The 22,409-nt window shown below is 36.2% G+C and carries 15 protein-coding genes and 1 tRNA gene; 5 read left to right on the forward strand and 11 right to left on the reverse strand.

All coding sequences use genetic code 11. The features are described 5' to 3' along the window. Nucleotides 1-2: 2 nt before the first annotated feature. Genes L1S35_RS02070 through L1S35_RS02090 form a run of 5 tightly spaced genes read right to left on the reverse strand, consistent with a single transcriptional unit; the run spans nt 3 to nt 6,989 of the window. Entirely contained in the window at nt 3-563 is a 561-nt protein-coding gene (locus L1S35_RS02070; protein ID WP_236396118.1) for a c-type cytochrome, read from the reverse strand. Between the two features lie 7 nt (nt 564-570). Further along, complete coding sequence (locus tag L1S35_RS02075) at nt 571-1,110, reverse strand: DUF3341 domain-containing protein (protein WP_236396119.1); 540 nt, start codon at nt 1,108-1,110, stop codon at nt 571-573. 8 nt (nt 1,111-1,118) lie between these two features. Then, nucleotides 1,119-2,528, reverse strand: a complete 1,410-nt coding sequence (gene nrfD / locus L1S35_RS02080) for an NrfD/PsrC family molybdoenzyme membrane anchor subunit (protein ID WP_236396120.1) — start codon at nt 2,526-2,528, stop codon at nt 1,119-1,121. Nucleotides 2,529-2,555: 27 nt separating this feature from the next. After that, nucleotides 2,556-5,615, reverse strand: coding sequence for a TAT-variant-translocated molybdopterin oxidoreductase (locus L1S35_RS02085; RefSeq protein ID WP_236396122.1), 3,060 nt, complete (start codon nt 5,613-5,615; stop codon nt 2,556-2,558). A gap of 33 nt (nt 5,616-5,648) precedes the next feature. After that, entirely contained in the window at nt 5,649-6,989 is a 1,341-nt protein-coding gene (locus L1S35_RS02090) for a c-type cytochrome (RefSeq protein ID WP_236396124.1), read from the reverse strand. 271 nt (nt 6,990-7,260) lie between these two features. On the opposite strand from L1S35_RS02090, the gene L1S35_RS02095 reads away from it, so the two are divergent. Beyond that, nucleotides 7,261-7,596 carry an SPOR domain-containing protein gene (locus L1S35_RS02095; protein WP_236396481.1) on the forward strand — a complete coding sequence of 112 codons (336 nt, stop codon included), beginning with the start codon at nt 7,261-7,263 and terminating at the stop codon, nt 7,594-7,596. A gap of 137 nt (nt 7,597-7,733) precedes the next feature. Here L1S35_RS02095 and infB read toward each other — a convergent pair whose 3' ends face one another. Genes infB through rimP form a run of 3 tightly spaced genes read right to left on the reverse strand, consistent with a single transcriptional unit; the run spans nt 7,734 to nt 12,244 of the window. Continuing rightward, nucleotides 7,734-10,490, reverse strand: a complete 2,757-nt coding sequence (gene infB, locus L1S35_RS02100; RefSeq protein WP_236396126.1) for a translation initiation factor IF-2 — start codon at nt 10,488-10,490, stop codon at nt 7,734-7,736. A gap of 37 nt (nt 10,491-10,527) precedes the next feature. Beyond that, nucleotides 10,528-11,769, reverse strand: a complete 1,242-nt coding sequence (gene nusA / locus L1S35_RS02105) for a transcription termination factor NusA (protein ID WP_236396128.1) — start codon at nt 11,767-11,769, stop codon at nt 10,528-10,530. A gap of 7 nt (nt 11,770-11,776) precedes the next feature. Next, nucleotides 11,777-12,244: a ribosome assembly cofactor RimP gene (rimP, locus tag L1S35_RS02110; protein WP_236396129.1), complete on the reverse strand. Its 468-nt coding sequence runs from the start codon at nt 12,242-12,244 to the stop codon at nt 11,777-11,779. A gap of 168 nt (nt 12,245-12,412) precedes the next feature. On the opposite strand from rimP, the gene L1S35_RS02115 reads away from it, so the two are divergent. Next, nucleotides 12,413-13,237: a universal stress protein gene (locus tag L1S35_RS02115; RefSeq protein WP_236396130.1), complete on the forward strand. Its 825-nt coding sequence runs from the start codon at nt 12,413-12,415 to the stop codon at nt 13,235-13,237. 146 nt (nt 13,238-13,383) lie between these two features. Here the strand turns inward: L1S35_RS02115 and L1S35_RS02120 are convergent. Then, nucleotides 13,384-13,454: transfer RNA gene (locus L1S35_RS02120), tRNA-Gln, on the reverse strand. A gap of 222 nt (nt 13,455-13,676) precedes the next feature. On the opposite strand from L1S35_RS02120, the gene L1S35_RS02125 reads away from it, so the two are divergent. After that, nucleotides 13,677-16,955 carry a glycosyltransferase family 117 protein gene (locus tag L1S35_RS02125; RefSeq protein WP_236396131.1) on the forward strand — a complete coding sequence of 1,093 codons (3,279 nt, stop codon included), beginning with the start codon at nt 13,677-13,679 and terminating at the stop codon, nt 16,953-16,955. Between the two features lie 71 nt (nt 16,956-17,026). Beyond that, complete coding sequence (locus tag L1S35_RS02130; RefSeq protein ID WP_236396132.1) at nt 17,027-17,698, forward strand: polysaccharide deacetylase family protein; 672 nt, start codon at nt 17,027-17,029, stop codon at nt 17,696-17,698. Here the strand turns inward: L1S35_RS02130 and L1S35_RS02135 are convergent. Both L1S35_RS02135 and L1S35_RS02140 read right to left on the reverse strand, forming a co-directional pair. Beyond that, complete coding sequence (locus L1S35_RS02135) at nt 17,695-17,991, reverse strand: thioredoxin family protein (RefSeq protein ID WP_136150834.1); 297 nt, start codon at nt 17,989-17,991, stop codon at nt 17,695-17,697. The two genes, L1S35_RS02130 and L1S35_RS02135, sit on opposite strands and share 4 nt — an antisense overlap. A gap of 74 nt (nt 17,992-18,065) precedes the next feature. Next, nucleotides 18,066-19,298, reverse strand: coding sequence for a metallophosphoesterase (locus L1S35_RS02140; protein ID WP_236396133.1), 1,233 nt, complete (start codon nt 19,296-19,298; stop codon nt 18,066-18,068). Nucleotides 19,299-19,462: 164 nt separating this feature from the next. On the opposite strand from L1S35_RS02140, the gene polA reads away from it, so the two are divergent. Next, complete coding sequence (polA, locus tag L1S35_RS02145) at nt 19,463-22,324, forward strand: DNA polymerase I (RefSeq protein ID WP_236396483.1); 2,862 nt, start codon at nt 19,463-19,465, stop codon at nt 22,322-22,324. The last annotated feature ends 85 nt before the right edge of the window (nt 22,325-22,409 follow it).

The following is a 22,409-nucleotide window of genomic DNA, read 5'->3' on the forward strand; positions in this document are numbered from 1 at the left end:
AATTATAATTTGCTTTTAAGTTCAAGAACATAGGCTGCAATCATCCAACGTTCTTGTTGACTCAATTGGTTTGAATAACCACCCATTGAATTTAAACCATATGTTTCAACATGGTAAATACTACCTACAGTAACCTGTCTGTCTTTGTAACTAGGTACTCCAAGGAATTTTTGTTGTTTAACCAACTTCCCTTGTCCATCTCCTGCTGCTCCGTGACAAATGGCACAATAAATACCATATAATTCTTCAGCTTTTTTCATATCAACCGCTGTAGAATCAAGCGGTGAAGTTGTAATTGTTTTAGAGAAATTATATCCTTCCGTAGTATTTGGAATTCCGTATGGAACAAATCCTCTTTTAATTGTACCTTCCGCTGGTAACTGTCCTTCTTTTCCTTTTAATCCCGTTGGCGAATTGAAAGCATCAGATTCTGAATAGGTTTCATAAGCTACCGATTCGTACATGTTTGGCATATATTGGTAGTTTGGTTTCTGGTCATCTTTACAAGACGAAAAGGAAACAACGATACCTAATACAAATGCTATTTTAAATAAACTTTTCATATCTATATTAATGCTTATCATTTTCAACTTCAACAACTTTAACTTCTACGGCACCTGTGCTTTTGAAGAACTTCACCAATTCGTCTTCGTTATCTTTAACAGAAACTTCCATTAGGAAATGGTCATCAGTTGTTCTAACATCCGGGTTTTCAGCTTTTTTGAATGGCCATAATCTACTTCTCATATAGAAAGTGATAACCATTAAGTGGGCAGCATGGAAAACTGTCATTTCAAACATAACCGGAACAAAGGCAGGCATATTTTGATAGAAAGCAAAACTTGGTTTACCTCCGATATCCTGTGGCCAGTCCTGAATCATGATATAATTCAACATGGTTGTTGCAACCGATAAACCAATACATCCATAAATGAATGCACAAATTGCTAATCGTGTTGGCGCTAAGCCCATTGCCTTGTCCAAACCGTGAACCGGGAACGGTGTAAAAACTTCTTCAATATGATGATGAGCAGCTCTCGTTTTGTGAACTGCATCCATCAATACATCATCATCATTGTATATTGCGTGTATAACTTTATTACTACTCATAGCAATTATTAATGTTTATCTGAATGATTGTGACCTTTTGCTTCTCTGTCTCTTTTGTAATTTTCTCCCGAAGATTTCAAGATTGTTTTAACCTCTGCCTGAGCAATCACAGGGAATGTTCTGGCATATAAAAGGAATAATACAAAGAAGAAACCTATTGTTCCTATAAAAATTCCAATATCTACAAATGTTGGTTGGAACATCGTCCATGACGATGGAAGATAATCTCTGTGTAATGAGGTAACGATGATTACGAAACGCTCAAACCACATACCGATGTTTACTACAATCGAGATAATGAAAGAGAACATAATACTTGTTCTTAATTTCTTGAACCACATAAATTGTGGAGAAAACACATTACATGTCATCATTGACCAATATGCCCACCAGTAAGGTCCGGTAGCTCTGTTTAAGAATGCATATTGCTCAAATTCAACTCCTGAATACCAAGCGATAAATAACTCGGTAATATAAGCAACACCAACGATAGAACCTGTAATCATGATTACAATGTTCATTAATTCGATATGTTGAATAGTGATATAAGCTTCAAGATTTGACACTTTTCTCATAATAATAAGAAGTGTATTTACCATCGCAAATCCTGAGAATACCGCTCCGGCAACGAAGTATGGTGGGAAGATGGTAGTATGCCAACCCGGTACAACCGAAGTAGCAAAGTCCATAGATACAATCGTGTGAACCGAAAGTACAAGTGGAGTTGCTAAACCTGCAAGTACCAAAGACACTTCTTCAAAACGTTGCCAGTCTTTTGCTCTTCCGCTCCATCCAAAACTTAAGATAGAATATATTTTTTTGCTGAAAGGTGTTACCGCTCTGTCTCTAAGCATTGCAAAGTCAGGTAATAATCCTGTCCACCAGAAAACCAATGATACAGAAAGATACGTAGAGATTGCAAATACGTCCCAAAGCAATGGTGAGTTAAAGTTTACCCAAAGTGATCCAAATTGATTTGGAATAGGTAATACCCAATAAGCCAACCATGGACGACCCATGTGAATAACCGGGAAAATTGCAGCCTGGATTACAGAGAAAATAGTCATCGCTTCTGCCGAACGGTTAATGGCCATTCTCCATCGTTGACGGAATAATAATAACACAGCTGATATAAGTGTTCCGGCATGACCGATACCTACCCACCAAACGAAGTTAGTGATATCCCAAGCCCAACCAACGGTTTTATTCAAACCCCAGGTTCCGATACCTGTTGAAATGGTATAAATGATACAGCCAATTCCCCAAAGGAAAGCTATTAATGAAATGCTAAATACAGTCCACCATTGTTTATTAGCTCTTCCTTCAATTGGAGCAGCAATATCTACAGTTATATCGTGATATGATTTTTCACCTATAACTAATGGTTTTCTAATGGGTGCTTCGTAATGAGACGACATATTCCTTTATTTCTTAATTAATATATACTACGTATTTCTAACTTTAACGTGATAGAACACATTTGGTTTTGTACCAACACTTTCTAATAAATGGTACATTCTCTTATCTTCGGCTAGTTTAGCTACTTGGTCCTGCTTGTTATTAACATCTCCAAATACCATAGCTCCTGTTGAACAAGCTGCCGAACAAGCAGTTTGGAATTCATTTGCTGCTACTTCTCTTCCTTCGCGTTTTGCCGTTAAGATAGTCAACTGTGTTTTTTGGATACACATAGAACATTTTTCCATAACTCCACGAGAACGAGCGTTTACATCCGGATTAAGAACCATACGTCCTAAATCATTATTCATATGGAAATCAAATTCGTCGTTACCATTGTATAAGAACCAGTTAAAACGACGTACTTTATATGGACAGTTATTAGCACAGTAACGAGTACCAACACATCTGTTATAAGCCATTTGGTTTTGACCCTGACGACCGTGTGAAGTTGCCGCTACCGGACAAACTGTTTCACAAGGTGCGTGATTACAGTGTTGACACATTACCGGTTGGAAAGATACTTGTGGATTATCCGCAGGGTTTTCCATTTCACCAAATCCGCCTAATGATCCTTTTTTACCAAATAAACCATCAAAGTTTTCTTTTTTCTCGTTGTCTTCAGCAAAAGTCTCTTCAGATGAATAGTATCTGTCAATACGGAGCCAGTGCATATCACGACTTCTTCTAATTTCTGATTTTCCAACAACAGGAACGTTGTTTTCGGCATGACAAGCTATTACACAAGCTCCACAACCTGTACAAGCATTCAAATCAATTGAAAGATTAAAATGGTGTCCAACTGAACGGTCAAATGAATCCCATAAATCTACTGATGTAGCCTCTACTTCTTTGTGATCCAAAGATACCATAGGAACAGTATTCCATTCTTTAGCATCTTTAGTATTGAATATAGTTAGGTTCGTTTCTTTTATAATATCGCCTCTACCCATCAACGTTTTTTGTGACTGAACACAAGCAAATTCATGTTCTCCACTTGCCGCAGCGATAGTAGCAGACTGTACATTATTGAATCCGGCGTAGAATGCATACGCATTAAGACCAACCTGCATTTCTTCTTTTAATCCAACTTTTTTACCATAGCCTAAAGCCATACCTAAAGTCCCTTTAGCTTGTCCTGGTTGAACTATAACCGGAACATTTTCCAGTTTTACTCCGTTTACTGTTAGTGTTGCATAACTTCCGTTAAGTCCACCATTAGCAACGATTTGATTTTCTAATTTTAATGTATCAGCATCCGCTTTTGAAACCGTTACATAGTTATCCCAAGCTACTCTTGTGATTGGATCAGGAAACTCTTGTAACCATGGATTGTTAGCTTGTTGACCATCACCTAAACCTGTTTTAGTATACAATACTAATTCAAATCCGTTTGCCGGTTTTGATTTTGCTAATGCGTTTGCAGCACCGGCATAATCTGCTGAACTTGCAGAAGCTCCGCCAGAAACTCCAACTGCAATACCATCGTGAACCGTTTGGTTCCATGAAGCGCCATTTGTATATGATGCAGCAGTTGTTTTTATGTAATCGTAATACTCAGCAGTATTTCCATTCCATGATAATAATCCTTCTTGGAATTGTTTAGAACTGAATAATGGTCGAATTGTTGGTTGTGTTATAGCATAAGTTCCTTTGGTCAACACCAAATCATTCCAAGACTCTAAATAGTGAGGTGCAGGAACTGCAATAGTTGTTATCGAAGCTGTTTCATCTTCTCTTAAAGAAAATGCAGCTGACAATTTTACTTTTTTCAATCCGCTAACGAATTTAGCAGAATCCGCTAAAGTGTATACCGGATTTACTCCGCTCATAATTAAAGTATGAACACTTCCTGCATTCATATCAGCAATTAACTGAGCAACTTTTTCGTTAGAACCTTTTCTGATTTGACGTGTTCCGATAGTAGAAAATGCTTCACTAGCCAAAGCCTGATTGATAGCCAAAACTAACAATTGCGCATTTTTATCTTGGATACCTGAAACTAAAAGTCCTTTGGTTCCTGCAGCTTTTAATTGTTGTGCTGCTTTTGTAACTACATCTTCGTTATCAACTTTTCCTGTTGCTACCGCAGAACCTGTAATTACATTATATATTTTAACTAAAGCTTGCTTTTGATTGGCAACGGTCATTGGAACACGTTTGTCAGCAGCAGCTCCGGACAAAGTCATATTAGCTTCGAACTGGTAGTGTTTTGACATTTTCCCGGCTTGTGGTATTCTTCCTTTTGCATAACCGGAATCAAAACCTCCACCTTGCCAATCACCTAAAAAGTCAGCGCCAATAGAAACGATTGTATTTGCTTTTGAGAAATCGTAATCTACTAAAGCTCTTTCTCCATAAACTGCTTCGAATGCATCTAAGGCAGCCGATTCAGAAACAGCATCGTAAATAACGTGTTTTGCTGTTGGGTTTTTAGCAATGAATTCAGCGATTAGCTTTTCTGTTGATGGACTTGCTAAAGTTCCCGTTAAAAGAACAACTTGTCCACCTTTAGCTTTCGCATCAGCTAAACTTGCTTTTATTTTTAAATCCGCTTCCTGCCAAGAAGCATCTTTCTGAGCAATCTTGGTTATTTTCAAACGCGTATTGTCATATAATGATAATACAGAAGCATGAACTCTTGCATTGGCGGCGAACTTAGCACCGGCAATAGTATTGTTTTCTATTTTAATTGGACGACCTTCACGTGTTTTTACCAATAGGTTAGCAAAATCAAAACCGTCAAACATAGAGGTTGCATAGAAATCAGCAACTCCGGGAATGATTTGTTCCGGCTGTAAAACATAAGGAATTGATTTGTGTACCGGACCTTCACAAGCTGCTAATGTTGCAGCTGCAGTTGTAAATCCAACGTATTTCAAGAAATCACGACGAGTAGTTGAAGAAGATGATAATGCTTCTTTGTCAGATAAAAATTCGTCGGTTGGAATTTCTTCTACAAATTCATTATTTCTAAGCGCCTCAACAATAGAACTATTTTCGTTTAGTTCCTCAACACTTTTCCAGTATTTTTTGTTCGATGACATCGTATATAAATATTAGCTTCTTAAATTATTTTATTAGTAGTGGCACTTACCACATTCCGTTCCTCCCATTTGTGCAGCAGTCAATTTGTCTACTCCGTATCGTTTAGAAAGTTCTTCGTGAATTTTTGTGTAATAAGCATTGCCTTCCATTTTCACATCGGTCTCGCGGTGACATTTAATACACCAACCCATAGTTAATGGAGCAAATTGTTTTTGGATTTCATACTCTTGAACAGGACCGTGACATTTTTGACATTCAATTCCGGCCACTGTTACGTGCTGCGAATGATTGAAATAAGCGAAATCCGGTAAGTTGTGAATTCTAACCCATTTCACCGGACTGGTTTTTCCTGTGTATTTTGAACCATCCCAACCTACAGCAGCGTATAATTTTTTGATTTCTCCGTCGTAGAATGCTTTTGAATGTTCCGGAGTTGCTGTAGTGTCAGATACTTCAGAAATATTTTTGTGACAGTTCATACAAACATTCAAAGAAGGAATCCCTGCATTTTTACTAACACGTGCAGCCGAGTGGCAATATTTACAATCGATACCGTTGCTTCCTGCGTGAATTCTGTGAGAGTAGTGAATTGGCTGAATTGGTGCGTAATCCTGATCAATACCTATTTGCATTAAGTAACCATACACGAAGAATCCACTCGCTAATAATAAGAATATAGAAGAAACTAAAACCAAAAATTGGTTTTTAGCAAATGCTTTCCAAATTGGTAATCTTGCTTCTTTTTCAGCAACTTCAATACCGTTTGCTTTGGCTACTTTAGTCAACACATTGTTTACAAAGAACAACATGATAACCAACATCAATAACACTAAGCATAAAGCCCCAAGAATAACGTTGTTTGAAATTCCGCCTTCGTTTGCTGCTTTTAAGCCTCCAGCATCAGTTGTAACAAGTCCTTTTGGCGCTTCCGGTTTTGGCTCATCTGTGTAAGCTAATATATTGTCTACATCTTGCTTAGACAACTGAGGAAAGGCAGTCATTACTGACTTGTTATATTCATTAAAAATTTTAACAGCATCTGCATCACCTGACTTTACCATAGCAGAGCTATTGGCTATCCAAGGATAAAACCATTCTCTTGCATGACGCGCTGTTACTCCTCTTAAGGCAGGCCCGGTCATTTTCTTGTCTAAAGCGTGACAAGCTGCACAATTTGCGTTAAACAATGCTTTTCCTGCTACTGCGTCACCTCCTGCGGCTGCCGCTGGTGCTGCCGTGGCTGTTGCAGTTGCCGGTGTTGCTTCTGCTGGTGGAGTTGCTTGTGAAAATGAAGTGAAGGAGAATGTTAGCATTAAAGCTAAACTGTAGATTATTTTCCTTGAAATCGAATTATGGTTACCCACTTTTTTCATATAATAAGTAATTATCGGCTAATGTTGGCATGATTTTTACTGAATGACATTCATTCAAAAATCGACGCTTTATTAAAAACTTGCACAAAAATACGACTTATGAACTATTCTCAAAACCTTAAATATATCTTAAATATCAATTTATATTAATTCTAAATAATGAATTCTCTTTTGTTTAATTCTATAAGTTTTACATTTGTATAAAAATCAAACAATTATGACCTTTTTAAAAGAAATAAAAATCACTTTCACTACACTTACTCTGTTGATTATGTCTCAAAAAAGCTTTAGTCAAGAGGCTAAAGTAAGTGTAAGTCAAGACCCAAAGTTTGAGCAGCTCTTGAATGAAAAAAGAAAAATAAACAGCTCTATTACGATAAATGACCGTTATAAAATTCAGATTTTTAATGGTGATACCGAAAATTCTAAAAAGACGTTGCTTGATTTTAAGAGAGAGAATAAAAATATTGATGCGACTATTGTTTTCAGTACGCCATTATATAAAGTTTGGGTAGGGAATTACAAAACCCGAATTGAAGCTGAAAAAAACCTCAATGATTTGAAGAAAAAATATCCGAATGCGTTTTTGATAAAGCCGAATAAATAATTTTTCTTTGTGCCTTTGTCTTTGTTTGTTGCTTTTGTGGTTGATTTTTATTTTAACCACAAATAATCAAAAGTTTTTCAAAAGTCACAAAAGTCTATAAATAAAAAAATCCCGATTGCTCGGGATTTTTTTATTTATTACTTGATCTTTTTCTTCACTTCAACTTCCTGGAAAGCTTCGATGATATCTAGTTGTTCAATATCATTGTAATTCTTGATTTGCATACCGCAATCGTACCCTTTAGAAACTTCTTTTACATCATCTTTAAAACGTTTCAACGTAGCCAATTCACCTGTAAAGATTACAACTCCGTCACGAATAATTCTAACATTAGAGTTTCTAAAGATTTTACCATCGGTAACCATACAACCTGCAATAGTTCCCACTTTAGATACTTTGAAAATCTCTCTGATTTCTGCTGTACCGGTAACTTCTTCCTTCATTTCCGGAGAAAGCATTCCTTCCATCGCGTCTTTCAAGTCGTTGATAGCATCGTAGATAATAGAATAACTTCTGATATCGATTTCTTCTTTTTGCGCTATCTGACGTGCATTTCCGGCAGGACGAACATTAAATCCAATGATAATAGCATCAGATGCAGAAGCCAACATTACATCAGTTTCTGTTATCGCACCAACACCTTTATGAATGATATTAATTTGAATTTCTTCGGTTGATAATTTAGAAAACTCACTCGATAACGCTTCCACAGAACCATCCACGTCACCTTTAAGGATAATGTTCAATTCTTTAAACTGTCCTAATGCTATACGACGACCAATTTCCGCCAAGGTAATATGACGTTGTGTTCTAACCGATTGTTCACGCAATAACTGTGTACGTTTTGCCGCAATTTGTTTTGCTTCTCTTTCGTCTTCAAACACGTTAAATTTATCTCCGGCAGTTGACGCACCATCCAAACCTAAAATAGATATTGGTGTTGATGGTCCAGCAGTCATAACTGTATGTCCTCTTTCATCATGCATGGCTTTCACTTTTCCGTGATTTTTTCCTGCCAATACATAATCCCCAACTTTCAAAGTTCCTGATTGTACCAAGATTGTTGATACATAACCTCTTCCTTTGTCTAACTGTGCTTCCACAACTGTTCCGACAGCAAGTTTATTTGGGTTTGCTTTTAAGTCTAAAATTTCAGCTTCAAGCAATACTTTTTCTAACAATTCTTTTACGCCTGTTCCCTTTTTAGCAGAGATATCGTGCGATTGGTATTTTCCACCCCAATCTTCTACTAATAAATTCATAGCGGCTAATTTCTCCTTAATTTTTTCAGGATTTGCGCCTTGCTTATCAATTTTATTAATTGCAAATATCATCGGAACATTAGCAGCTTGCGCGTGACTAATAGCTTCTTTGGTTTGCGGCATGATGTCGTCATCGGCAGCAACCACAATAATCGCAATATCGGTAACCTGAGCTCCACGGGCACGCATTGCAGTAAACGCTTCGTGACCCGGTGTATCAAGGAAAGTTATTTTTTGTCCGCCTTCAAGTGTAACGGCATAAGCACCTATGTGTTGTGTAATTCCTCCTGATTCTCCGGCGATTACATTTTCTTTACGAATATAATCCAGCAAGGAAGTTTTACCGTGATCTACGTGACCCATTACGGTTACGATTGGTGCACGTGTTACTAAATCTTCTTCTTTATCTTCAACAACTTCAATAGCATCTTCTAAATCTGTTGTAATGAATTCAACTTCAAAACCAAACTCATCAGCAACGATTGATAAGGTTTCAGCATCTAATCTTTGGTTCATAGTTACCATGATTCCAAGTGACATACAGGTACCGATTACTTTTGTAATAGGCACATCCATCATCGTTGCTACTTCACCAACCGTAACGAATTCGGTTACTTTGATTGTTTTGCTTCCTTCTTCAAGAGCCAGCATTTCATCTTCACTTCGTTGACGGTGAGAATCACGTTTGTCTCTTCTGTATTTTGCTGCTTTAGATTTGTTTCCTTTTCCTTGTAAACGCTCTAAAGTTTCTTTGATTTGATTTTTAACTTCTTCTTCCGTTGGCTCAACTTTTTGAACTATCGCAGGACGATTTCCTTTTTGAAATCCACCGCCTGGTTTTGCGCCGCCTTGTTTGTTAGGTCCAAAAGCATTGCTTCCGCCACCACCACCAACGACTGGTTTTCCTTGTTCAGGTTTGCCGGGAATTCTTTTTCTTTTATTCTTGTTGGCGTTGTTATTATTTGCCGCTGCATTTGTTCCGTCTGCTGGAGTTGCAGGTTTGTTGGCATCTTTTTTAAACTCCTCTTTTTTCTTTTTAGGCTTGTTGAATTGTGCTAAATCTATTTTTTGACCTGTTAGTATTGGTCCGGTAAGATTTTGATATTGTGTTGTATGCGTATCATCAATTGGTTCTTCAGCAACTGGCGCAACTACTTTTTCTTCTTTTGGAGCAGCAACCGTTGTCTCTTCTTTTTTAGCAGCAACTTCTTTTGTTTCAACAACAGGTTTCGTTTCCTGAACCGGTTTTGTAGGTTGAGCCGGAGCTTTAGGTTCTAAATCAATTTTACCAACTTGCTTTGGAGCAGTAATCGTTGCTTTCGCTTTAATCAACTCTTGTTGATGCTGACGTTCTTCGTCTTGCTTGCGTTTGTCTTCGATTTCTTTTTCTCTTTCTATTCGAAGTGCTTCTTTTTCTTTTCTGATTTCTTCACTTATCCCTTTCGAAGCTTCTTTATTCCCTTTGTCACCGGCAAACTGTCCGCAAAGAATAGCATATACATCATCGGAAACTTTTGTGTTTGGATTTGCCTCGATGACAATTCCTTTATCCTTAAGATAATCCACAGCTCTTTCCAAAGAAATATTTAATTCCCTTAAAACTTTATTAATTCTAATATTTCCTTCAGACATAAAATCTTATTAATGTTATCTATTTTGCGTTAAAAGATTAGTCCTGAAACTCTTCTTTCAATATTCTTATTACTTCTAAAATGGTTTCTTCTTCCAAATCGGTTCTTCTTACTAAATCGGCAACATCCTGATTCAAAACACTTCTTGCCGTATCCAATCCGATTTTTGCAAATTCGTCGATTACCCAACCATCGATTTCGTCTGAGAACTCTGTTAATTCAACATCATCTTCTTCGATAGCAGCACCTTCTCTGATTACGTCTAATTCGTAACCTGTTAAAAGTCCTGCCAATTTAATGTTGTGTCCACCACGACCAATCGCTTTTGAAACTTCTTCTAACTTTAAGAAAACCTCAGCTCTTTTTTTCTCTTCGTCAATTTTAACCGAAGATACTTTTGCCGGGCTTAATGCTCTTGTGATATACAATTGCAAATTAGTTGTGTAATTGATTACGTCGATATTTTCGTTCCCTAATTCGCGAACAATTCCGTGAATTCTAGAACCTTTCATACCAACACAAGCTCCAACAGGATCAATTCTGTCATCATAAGAATCAACAGCTACTTTTGCTTTTTCGCCTGGGATTCTCACTACGTTTTTAATCATAATCAAACCATCAAAAACTTCCGGAATTTCTTGTTCGAATAATTTTTCCAGGAATTTATCTGCCGTTCTCGACATTATGATTTGAGGTTTATTCCCTTTCAATTCAACGCTTTCAATGATTCCGCGAACGTTATCTCCTTTACGGAAAAAGTCAGATGGGATTTGTTTTTCTTTTGGCAAAACGATTTCATTCCCTTCGTCATCAATCAAAATCACAACTCTTGGACGAACGTGATGTACCTCGGCGGTATAAATTTCACCAATTAAATCTTTAAATTGTTTGTAAAGATTCGTGTTATCGTGCTCGTGTATTTTTGAAATCAGGTTTTGACGCAAAGCTAAAATAGCTCTTCTTCCTAAATCGATTAATTTTACTTCTTCAGAAACTTCTTCTCCAATTTCAAAATCGGCTTCAATTTTTCTTGCTTCTGTTAAGGTAATTTCCTCATTTTCCAAATCTAAATCATCATCAGCAACGATAACTCTTCTTCTCCAGATTTCCATATCTCCTTTATCAGGATTGATAATAATGTCAAAATTATCATCAGAACCGTATTTCTTTTTCAATGCGTTTCTAAATACATCTTCCAAAATTGCCATAAGCGTCACTCTGTCAATAAGCTTATCGTCTTTAAATTCTGAAAATGATTCGATTAATGCAATATTCTCCATGCCTAATTTAATTAAATATTATTGTAACAATTGCTTCTTTTATGTCTGAATAAGGAATCTCGCGTTTGTGTTCAACTGTTTCTTTTCCTTTTCCAATTTTCTTTGGTTCTCTTGCCGTCCAGGAAAGCGTAATGTTTTCGTCGGAAACCTGCTCTAATAACGCTTCTATAGTTTCGGTGGCTGTTTTTACTTTTAAAATTCTTCCAATATTTTTGCGATATTGTCTAACCATTTTTAGTGGTGTCGAAACTCCTGCCGAAGCTACTTCTAATGCGTAATCCTGTTCTTCGCGGTCTAAATTATTATCAATTGCCCGACTTACATCAATACAATCCTGCAAATTTACACCATTATCTCCATCTAAAGTTACTATTACTTTAAATGTTTCCGAAACCGTTAAATCTACCAAAAACAAAGAAGGTTTTTCCTTTAACGCTTCTTCCAATAATGCTAAAACTTTGTCTCTAAATGCCATAATTGTATAAAAAGAGGGAAGCAATGCTTCCCTCATTATTTAGTTTAAATGGTAAATAACGGGGCAAATATAGTTATTTTTTTATAAATCAAAAAATGTTGCCGTATCAAAAAAAAAATAATACCTTTATTGTGTTATTTAATACAATCCAAAATTTACTTTTTTATTATGAAAAAAATTTTAGTTCCTACAGACTTCTCAGATCATGCCTATTATGCTTTAAAAGTTGCTTCACAAATTGCTAAAAAAAATGGCGGTGAAATTATATTACTACATATGTTAGAATTACCACACCAAGCTGGTGATGCTATTGGAAGTGGTCATGATTTACCCGAAATAATGCTTTTCAAAAACGCTGCGATTAAAAGGCTGGAAGATTTGATGGATGATGAATGTTTAGAAGGATTAAAGGTTTCTGAAATTATTCAGTTTGAATTGGCATTTGATGGAATACTTAAGGTTAGTGAGAAAAATGATATCGACTTAATTGTGATGGGCTCACACGGAGCAAGCGGATTTAAGGAAATGTTTATTGGTTCTAATGCTGAGAAAGTAGTTCGTCATTCGGCAGCTCCTGTATTAATCATTAAAAAAGATGTTGGAGAATTTAATGTAGATAAATTTGTTTTTGCTTCTGATTTCTCAGACGAAATAAAAAAACCTTTTGCCAAGGTAGTTGAGTTTGCCAACAAATTTGACGCAGAATTAGAGTTAGCCATGATTAATACACCAAGTACTTTTAAACCGACTCATGTTGCCAATGAAATAATGAAAAATTTTGTTTCTAATTTTACTGTAAATAAATATTCTATTAATATTTATAATGATGTGAATGTCGAAAGCGGAATTTTACATTTTGCCGACCATATTGATGCTGACTTAATTGGAGTAAGTACTCACGGCAGAAAAGGAATTTCACACTTTTTTAATGGAAGCATCAGTGAAGATTTGGTAAACCACGCATTGCGCCCTGTGGTTACTTTCAAAATATAATTATATTTCCAAAACCATAAAATCAAAAAATCCTCTCAACTTGAGAGGATTTTTTGTTGATCTACTAGGCCTTCCCAAAATAAATTTGGGATAAACTTCTTGTCCAATGTTAAAAAACAAAAATCCCGCCGAAGCGGGATTTATCGTTGGTCTACTAGGACTCGAACCTAGAAAGACGGCACCAAAAACCGTAGTGTTACCATTACACCATAGACCAGTTTTGCTTTACGCGAGTGCAAATTTAGTACAAATTTTATTTTACACAAATAAATAACTATAAAAAATAAAAACTAACCCTAAAATCAATCCAATTTGTATCACAATAAACTTGGAATTAAACCGTTATCGGATTTGAGAAAATTTTGTTAAGGAGCGTTTCCTTGCGTTAAAAAAAATAGTTTCTTTGTACATTAAATAAAAACCTTCATTTCATAGCTTTATGATGAACTTTAACTTCAATAAGTGGAATACCATTTTAGGATGGACAACATTTACAATTGCCTTAATTACTTACTCGCTAACCGTTGAACCTACCATGAGCTTTTGGGATTGTGGAGAATATATTTCAACAGCCGCAAAATTAGAAGTTGGTCATCCACCAGGAGCGCCATTGTTCCAAATTCTGGGAGCTTTCTTTGCCATGTTTGCCACAAGTAAAGAAACCATTGCCCTAATGGTAAATATGCTGTCGGTGTTTTCAAGTGCCTTTACTATTTTGTTTATGTTTTGGTCATCAACTATTTTATTAAAAAAAATAGTTTCTCAATACACCGAAATTGACAGAAGCAAAGCAATTGTTATTTTAGGAAGTTCGCTGGTTGGTTCATTAGCCTTTACATTTTCTGACAGCTTTTGGTCAAGCGCAGTTGAAGCCGAAGTATATGCTATGGCTTCGTTATTCATTGCCTTACTATTTTGGCTCGGATTGCGTTGGGAACAAGACATGCAAACACCAAGAGGTAATCGCTGGCTGCTGTTGATTTCATTGTTGATTGGCCTTTCATTTGGAGTTCACTTTATGGCATTGTTGACAATTCCGGCCATTGGGTTTTTGTATTACTTTAAAAATTTCAAAACCATTACCATCAAGAATTTTATCATTGCAAATATTGTTATCGTTGCGATTTTGTTGTTCATTTTCAAATTATTATTGCCATATACCTTAGCCTTCTTTGGTAAAATGGAAATCTTTATGGTTAACAGCTTTGGATTGCCATTCAATTCCGGAACCATATTCGCGCTTTTATTGATTGTTGCGTTCTTTTATTTTGGATTAAAATACACTCGAGAAAAAGGACATCCTTTTTATAACACCGGCTTATTATGTATTCTTTTTGTGCTAATCGGTTTTTCGGTTTGGATGATGTTGCCGATTCGTGCCAATGCCAATGTAGTTATCAATGAAAATAAACCATCAGATGCTGCCGAAGTTTTAGCGTATTATAACCGGGAACAATATGGTGTAAACCCATTGTTTTACGGACCACAATACACTGATACTTTTGCCGGTTTAGATAAAGATGAACCCTATTTAGACAAAGCTCCCAACTATGAAAGAGATTATAGAACCGGGAAATATGTCATTGTAAACAACTACAAAAATGCAGAACAAAACAGTGACAATGCACAAAAAGCAATTCTTCCAAGGCTTTGGAGCACTGAACATATTGATAATTACATTCAGTTTACCGGAGTTCCAAAAGTAGAACTAAATCAAAATTATCCTTACGAAGAAGATTTAGCACAATACGGCGTTGACATTGATAGCTTAAGCGAAGAGCAGGTTGCCATGGCAGTTGGTCAGTTAAAAGACGAGATGAGTAAAACTATTGCTGAATTTAAATCGGCTTACGCTCAGAAAAAAATTGACAACGAGGATTATGTTTCATTCCTAAAAAAATACAGTGACTATATAGTTGTAGAAAAACCATCAACCTGGGACAATTTAAGTTTCATGATTGAATACCAATTTGGCTATATGTATGGCAGGTATTTACTGTGGAATTTTGTTGGAAGACAAAACGACATCCAAGGGAAATACGACAATCTTGACGGCAATTGGTTAAGCGGAATTAAGTTTATAGACGAAATTCATCTTGGTAAAGGATCACAGGAAAATCTGCCCGATGATGTTAAAAACAATAAAGGAAGAAATCTTTATTACTTCTTACCATTCTTAATTGGTTTAATCGGATTGATGTATCATGCCCAAAGAGATTTAAAAAGTTTTTATGTCTTACTGGCTTTATTCTTATTCACTAGTATTGCGCTAAAAATATTCTTAAACGAAAGACCATTTGAACCTCGTGAACGCGATTATGCCTTAGTAGGTTCATTCTATGTCTTTGCCATTTGGCTTGGCTTTGGAGTTTACGCCATTTATGAAATGATAGCCGAAAAATTAAAATCAAAATTAGTAGGTCCAATCGTAATTGGAGCATGTCTTTTAGCAGCACCAATTTTAATGGCTTCTCAAAACTGGGATGATCATAATCGCGCTAAAAAATATACGGCCATTGCTATGGCAAAAAATTATCTGGAATCCTGCGACCAGAATGCAATCCTTTACACCATTGGCGATAACGATACTTTCCCACTTTGGTATGCACAGGAAATTGAAGGCATAAGAACCGATATTAAAATCGTGAATACGCAGCTGTTTATGACCGATTGGTATATTGACCAAATGAAATTCAAAACGTATAATGCTGACGGTTTACCAATATCTTTCAAGCATAGCGAGTATGTTGGAGATAAATTAGATTATGTGGCTCATATTCCAAAAACGGATGCTCGTTGGAATTTAAAAGCTTGGATTGATTTTATCAGAAACCCACAATCTACGGTTGAAATGTCAAACGGACAAACGATACATTTTTATCCAACCAATAAAATCAGAATTCCTATTGATAAAAATAACATCATCAAAAACAAGGTGGTTAATCCTAAGTATTATGATTCTATTGTTCCATACATCGATGTAGATATCAAAGGAAGTGCAATGTACAAAAACCGTTTGATGGCTTTTGATGTATTAGCAAACAACGATTGGAAACGCCCAATATATTTTACCGGCGGAAGCTTTGGTGATGACGATTATCTTTGGATGAAAGACTATCTTCAGCTTGATGGATTGGTTTATAAATTAGTGCCGATTAAAACACCTATCGATAAAGAAAATCCATACGATATGGGTGGAATTGATAGCGACAAAATGTATGATTTAGTTATGAAATGGGACTGGGGCAACGGAGAATCTACATCAATCTATCACGATCCGGAAACTCGTAAAAACAGTATTTCGTACAGAACAAATATGGCAAGATTGACACAACAATTAATCAACGAAGGCAAAACCGCCAAAGCCAAAAAAGTTATCAATTTAGCCTTAACCAAAATGCCAATGGACTATTACGGTTACTACACTATGGTGGAACCATTTGCCAGTGGTTATTATGAACTTGGTGAAAAAGCAAAAGCCCGTGAGTTATTAGAACGTTTAATGACGAAATACAAACAAAATCTAACCTATTATTCCAATATTCAGCCATCAATTCAAAACGGAATTGCCTCTGATATCATCACGGATATTGAACGTTACAGAAGTTTGTTACTTGTGATGAAAGAACGTGGTGATTTAGAATTTTACAATAAAAACAAACCAATCTTTAATTCCTTTGTACAAAGATTTACCCGTTTCGGAAGAGATTTGGAGTAAATCGATTTAAAAATTTGAAGATGTGTCAATTTGAAAATTTCTTATTGGCACATTTTTTTTATATTTAACGTATGAGTTTCTGGGTGAAAACAAATTATTTTATCAAAAGGATTTTTCCAAATTATGTTTGGGAAATTCCTAATCATGAAAACAAAGTGTACCTGACTTTTGATGATGGACCAACGCCTGAAATTACCGAATGGACATTGGAACAGCTAAAAAAATGCGATGCAAAAGCCACTTTCTTCTGCATCGGAAATAACATTGAAAAGCATCCGGAAATTTTTCAAAAAATAATTTCACAAGAACACGCAATTGGCAACCACACTTTTAATCACTTAAAAGGTTGGGAAACTGATACTGAAGAATATGTTGAAAATACGAGAAAGTGTTCGTTAGTTATGAGGGAAAAGGGAAAAGCCCTTCGACAGGCTCAGGGTGACAGGGATAAGGATAATGTTTTTGAGTTATTTAGACCTCCATATGGAAAAATCAAACCTTCGCAATCAAGTATTTTACGGCGAATGGGTTACAAAATAATAATGTGGAATGTGTTGAGTTGCGATTTCGACCTAACTATTACTCCGGAAGAATGCCTGGATAATGTTTTAAAAAATGTAGAAAGCGGAAGTGTTATCGTTTTTCACGACAGTGTAAAAGCTGAACAAAACCTAAGATATGTTTTGCCTAAGACTTTAGAATTCCTAAAAGAGAAAGGATTTGTTTGTGCGAAAATTGATTAAAGCTGTTCCTGAACAAGTCCAATAATAGTGTTGGCATCCAATTCTCCTGATTGTCTCCAAACCATTTGTCCTTCTTTGTAAATCATAAGGGTTGGCAATCCTTTGATGCGAAGTGCATCGGCCAATTCCTGATTTTTATCTACATCAATTTTTATCACTTTTGCTCTATCACCAAGCGCAGCTGCTACATCTCTGATAACAGGATGCATAGAAACCGAAGATTCATTCCACTCTGTGTAAAAGTCGATTAACACAGGTACTTGAGCATTGATTAATTCTCCAAATTTTGACATAAAACCAAAATAATTTTAATTCTTTTTTTTGATTAAAAGAAATACTAAAGCACAAATGTAGCATTTTTAACTAATTATGCTACTTTTTCCCCTTTTTTTAGTTCAAAAACCGTTATTTCGGGCATAATACCAACTCGTCCGGGATAGGCATGAAATCCGAAACCGCGATTTACATACACATATCTTCCAAATTCTTCATACAATCCTGCCCATTGTTTGTACATGTATTGCGCCAAACTCCATTTAAAATAACCCGGAACTTCGATGCCAAATTGCATTCCGTGTGTGTGTCCCGAAAGTGTTAGCTGAATGTTTTTTGGATGTTCTTTCACAATATATTCCCAATGGCTTGGGTCGTGACTCATCAGGATTTTAAAATCTTCAGCGGTTAAGTTTTCCGAAGCTTTATTAATGTCGCCAAATTCGCCAAAGTGTTTTCCCCAGTTTTCTACGCCAATCAAGGCAATTTCATCATTCCCTTTTTTGATTTTTACATGCTCATTCATCATCAATTTAAAATCGATTTGACGGTGTAAATCTTTGATGGCTTCAAAATTATCGGCTTTTGCTTTTTCCGATTTCCAATCTAAATAAGCTCCATAATCATGGTTTCCCAAAATGGAATATTTCCCGTATTCGTGTTTTTTTATTCCATTAAAAATGGCAATCCACGGATGCATTTCATCAGCTTTGGCATTAACTATATCTCCAGTAAACAATAACAAATCAGATTCTTGCTCGTTGATTAAATCAATTGCATAGCGTATTTTTTCTTCGTTGTCAAAACTTCCGCTGTGAATGTCCGAGATTTGAGTGACTTTAAAGCCGTCAAAGGCATCGGGTAAATCCGGAAAAAATAAGGTTTGTCGAAATACTTTGTAATTGTATTTTCCAATCGCCATTCCGTAAACCAAAGAAAGAAACGGAACCGCCGCTAATCCGAGTGCTACCTGACTGACAAACTTTCTTCTTTCGGGTAGAAAACTGTCCGAATTGTGTCCCATAAAATGAGTAACTGTTCCCATTAAAAATCGGAAAACATCTTCCAAAAGCATTACAAATGTCAATACTATTTTAGGAAGCAAAACCAAAAGCAGTAATCCTAAAGTAATCAAAGTCATTTTGGTTTGCCCAACGCTTCTGTCAAACTTCATCATCTCATAGGTAATAAATACAATCGCCGCAACCGAAATAACAGCATAAGTAATCAAAATCCATTTAGACTTTGTAACTGTTTTTATAGCTTGAAAAGCGTAAAGTTCGACTATGAAAATGATTACGAAAAGAAATATCAAGCGAAGACCCATTTTAAAATTTTTAACAAATTAACAAAGAAAGTTAATGCAATTTGAAGTTATTAAATCATTTTTAACATTGATTTAATTTCTGTTGAAAAACAATCGGTCATTTTTGAAACTTTAGCTATTTTTACACCTCAATCTGAATTCTTTCAGATTCTAATCCTATTTAAATTATGTCACAAAAACGCCTTTTCCTTCTCGATGCTTACGCCTTAATTTTTCGCGGGTATTATGCCTTTATAAAAAATCCACGTATCAATTCAAAAGGAATGGATACATCCGCCATTATGGGATTTATGAATGCCTTAATGGATGTTATCAAGCGTGAAAAACCGGATCATTTGGCCGTTGCTTTTGATAAAGGCGGAAGCGACTATCGTTATGAAATGTATAAGGAATACAAAGCGCATCGCGATGAAACGCCCGAAGCCATAAAAATTGCTGTTCCCTATATTCAGGAATTATTGAAAGCGATGCATATTCCAATTATTGAAAAACCGGGTTACGAAGCGGATGATTTGATTGGAACTTTGGCAAAACAAGCTGAAAAAGAAAACTTTCAGGTTTTTATGGTTACGCCCGATAAGGATTTTGCGCAATTGGTTTCCGAAAATATTTTTATGTACAAACCAGCCCGAATGGGGAACGATATCGAAATTTGGGGAATTCCCGAAGTCTTAGCCAAATTCGAAATCGAACATCCGGATCAGGTGATTGATTTCCTCGGAATGATGGGCGATGCTGCCGATAATATTCCCGGATTGCCCGGCGTTGGTGAAGTTACAGCGAAGAAATTATTGAAAGAATTTGGTTCGATGGAAAATCTTTTGGCAAATACCGATAAGCTAAAAGGCGCGATGAAAGACAAAATCGAAGCCAATGCCGAACTCGGAATTTTATCCAAAAAATTAGCCCGAATTCTATTGGATTGCCCGGTAACTTTTGATGCTGCTGATTTTGAAGTATCCAAACCCGATGTGGAAAAAACAGACGCATTGTTCATGGAATTAGAATTCCGTCAAATGAAAGCACAATTTGATAAATGGTTTGGAACCGGAAAAGAATTTGATGAAATTGAAACTAATGGAAATGGTACAGAAACATCAAATGAAACTCCAAAAGCAGCCAAAAAAGCAGCTCCAAAAAATGAAAACCAATTCGATTTGTTTGGCTTTTCAGATGATGAAAGCGACGAACCAAAACCACATTCTTATTATGCAACACTGGAAACTACTGAACATTTATACCAAGTTGTTCAGGGAGAATTAGGAACAAAATTATTCCTGCAAAACCTGATGAATCAAACGTCGGTGTGTTTTGATACCGAAACTACGGGAATTGACGCATTAAATGCTGAGCTAGTTGGAATGTCATTTTCGTTTGAAAAAGGAAAAGCATTTTACGTTCCGTTTCCCGAAAACCAAGAGGAAGCTCAAGCTTTGGCAGAAAAATTCAAACCATTTTTTGAAAGCGAATCCATCGAAAAGATTGGACAAAACGTTAAATACGATTTGAAAGTCTTGTCCAAATACGGAATCCAGATCAAAGGAAAATTATTCGATACAATGATTGCGCATTATCTGATTAATCCGGATATGCGTCACAATATGGATGTTTTATCGGAAACGTATTTGAAATATTCGCCAAAATCAATTGAAACATTAATTGGCAAAAAAGGTAAAAACCAATTGTCAATGCGCGACGTGCCTTTGGAAGACATCAAAGAATACGCCGCCGAAGATGCTGATATTACGCTACAACTGAAAGAAGTTTTCAGCCCAATTTTAGACAAAGCTGAAACCAAAAAGTTGTTCGAAGAAATCGAAATTCCATTGATTCCGGTTCTTGCCGCTATGGAAATGGAAGGCATCAATCTTGATATCAATTATTTAAAATCAATGTCGGTTGACATGCAAAAAGAAATCAACGAATTCGAACAAAAAATATACGAAGCGGCAGGCGAAAAGTTCAATTTGGCTTCCCCAAAACAACTCGGCGATATTCTTTTCGATAAACTAAAAATTGGTGGAGCAAAACAAAAGAAAACCAAAACCGGGCAATATGCCACAGGCGAAGAAGTATTGTCATATTTGGCGAACGATAATCCAATTGTAAAAGACATACTCGACTGGCGTCAAATGGTGAAATTACAAAGCACTTATATCGAAGCGTTACCAACTCAGGTCGATGCCAAAACCAAACGCGTTCACACCGATTATATGCAAACCGTTGCAGCAACAGGTCGTTTGAGTTCTAATAATCCAAATCTGCAAAACATTCCGATTCGTACCGAACGCGGTAGACTAATCAGAAAAGCATTTATTGCGCGAGACGAAAATTACACCTTACTTTCTGCCGATTATTCGCAAATAGAACTTCGAATTATTGCTGCTTTATCGGGCGAAGAAAATATGATTAAGGCGTTTCAGAACAATGAAGATATTCATAAAAGTACGGCCGCAAAAGTATTTAATGTCCCGCTGGAAGAAGTTACCAAAGAACAACGAAGCAATGCCAAAACGGTAAACTTCGGAATCATTTATGGTGTTTCTGCTTTTGGATTGAGCAATCAGACTTCATTATCGCGTTCTGAAAGTGCCGCTTTGATCGATGCGTATTACAAAACCTATCCAAAATTAAAATCCTATATGTCTGAGCAAGTCGATTTTGCCCGTCAGAATGGTTATGTGCAAACGGTTCTAGGAAGACGTCGTTATTTAAAAGATATTAATTCAGCAAACGCTATTGTTCGTGGTGCTGCAGAACGAAATGCTGTAAATGCTCCAATTCAGGGAAGCGCTGCTGATATTATCAAAATTGCGATGATTAATATTTACAAAAAACTGTCTTCGGAAAACTGGAGATCAAAAATGCTTCTTCAAGTTCATGATGAACTTGTTTTTGATGTGCATCAATCTGAATTAGAAAAAATCCAGCCGATGATTAAACACGAAATGGAAAATGCCTTCAAAATGGCTGTTCCTCTCGATGTAGAACTTGGTTTAGGAAAAGATTGGCTTGAGGCACACTAACCCGTTTAGGTAAACAAAGGGTAAACATAGCTGTTATTTAAATTTTTGCATCTAAATTTTTACTACTTTTAAAATGTAAAAATGC

This window comes from Flavobacterium anseongense (assembly GCF_021608185.1).
Lineage (GTDB): Bacteria > Bacteroidota > Bacteroidia > Flavobacteriales > Flavobacteriaceae > Flavobacterium > Flavobacterium anseongense.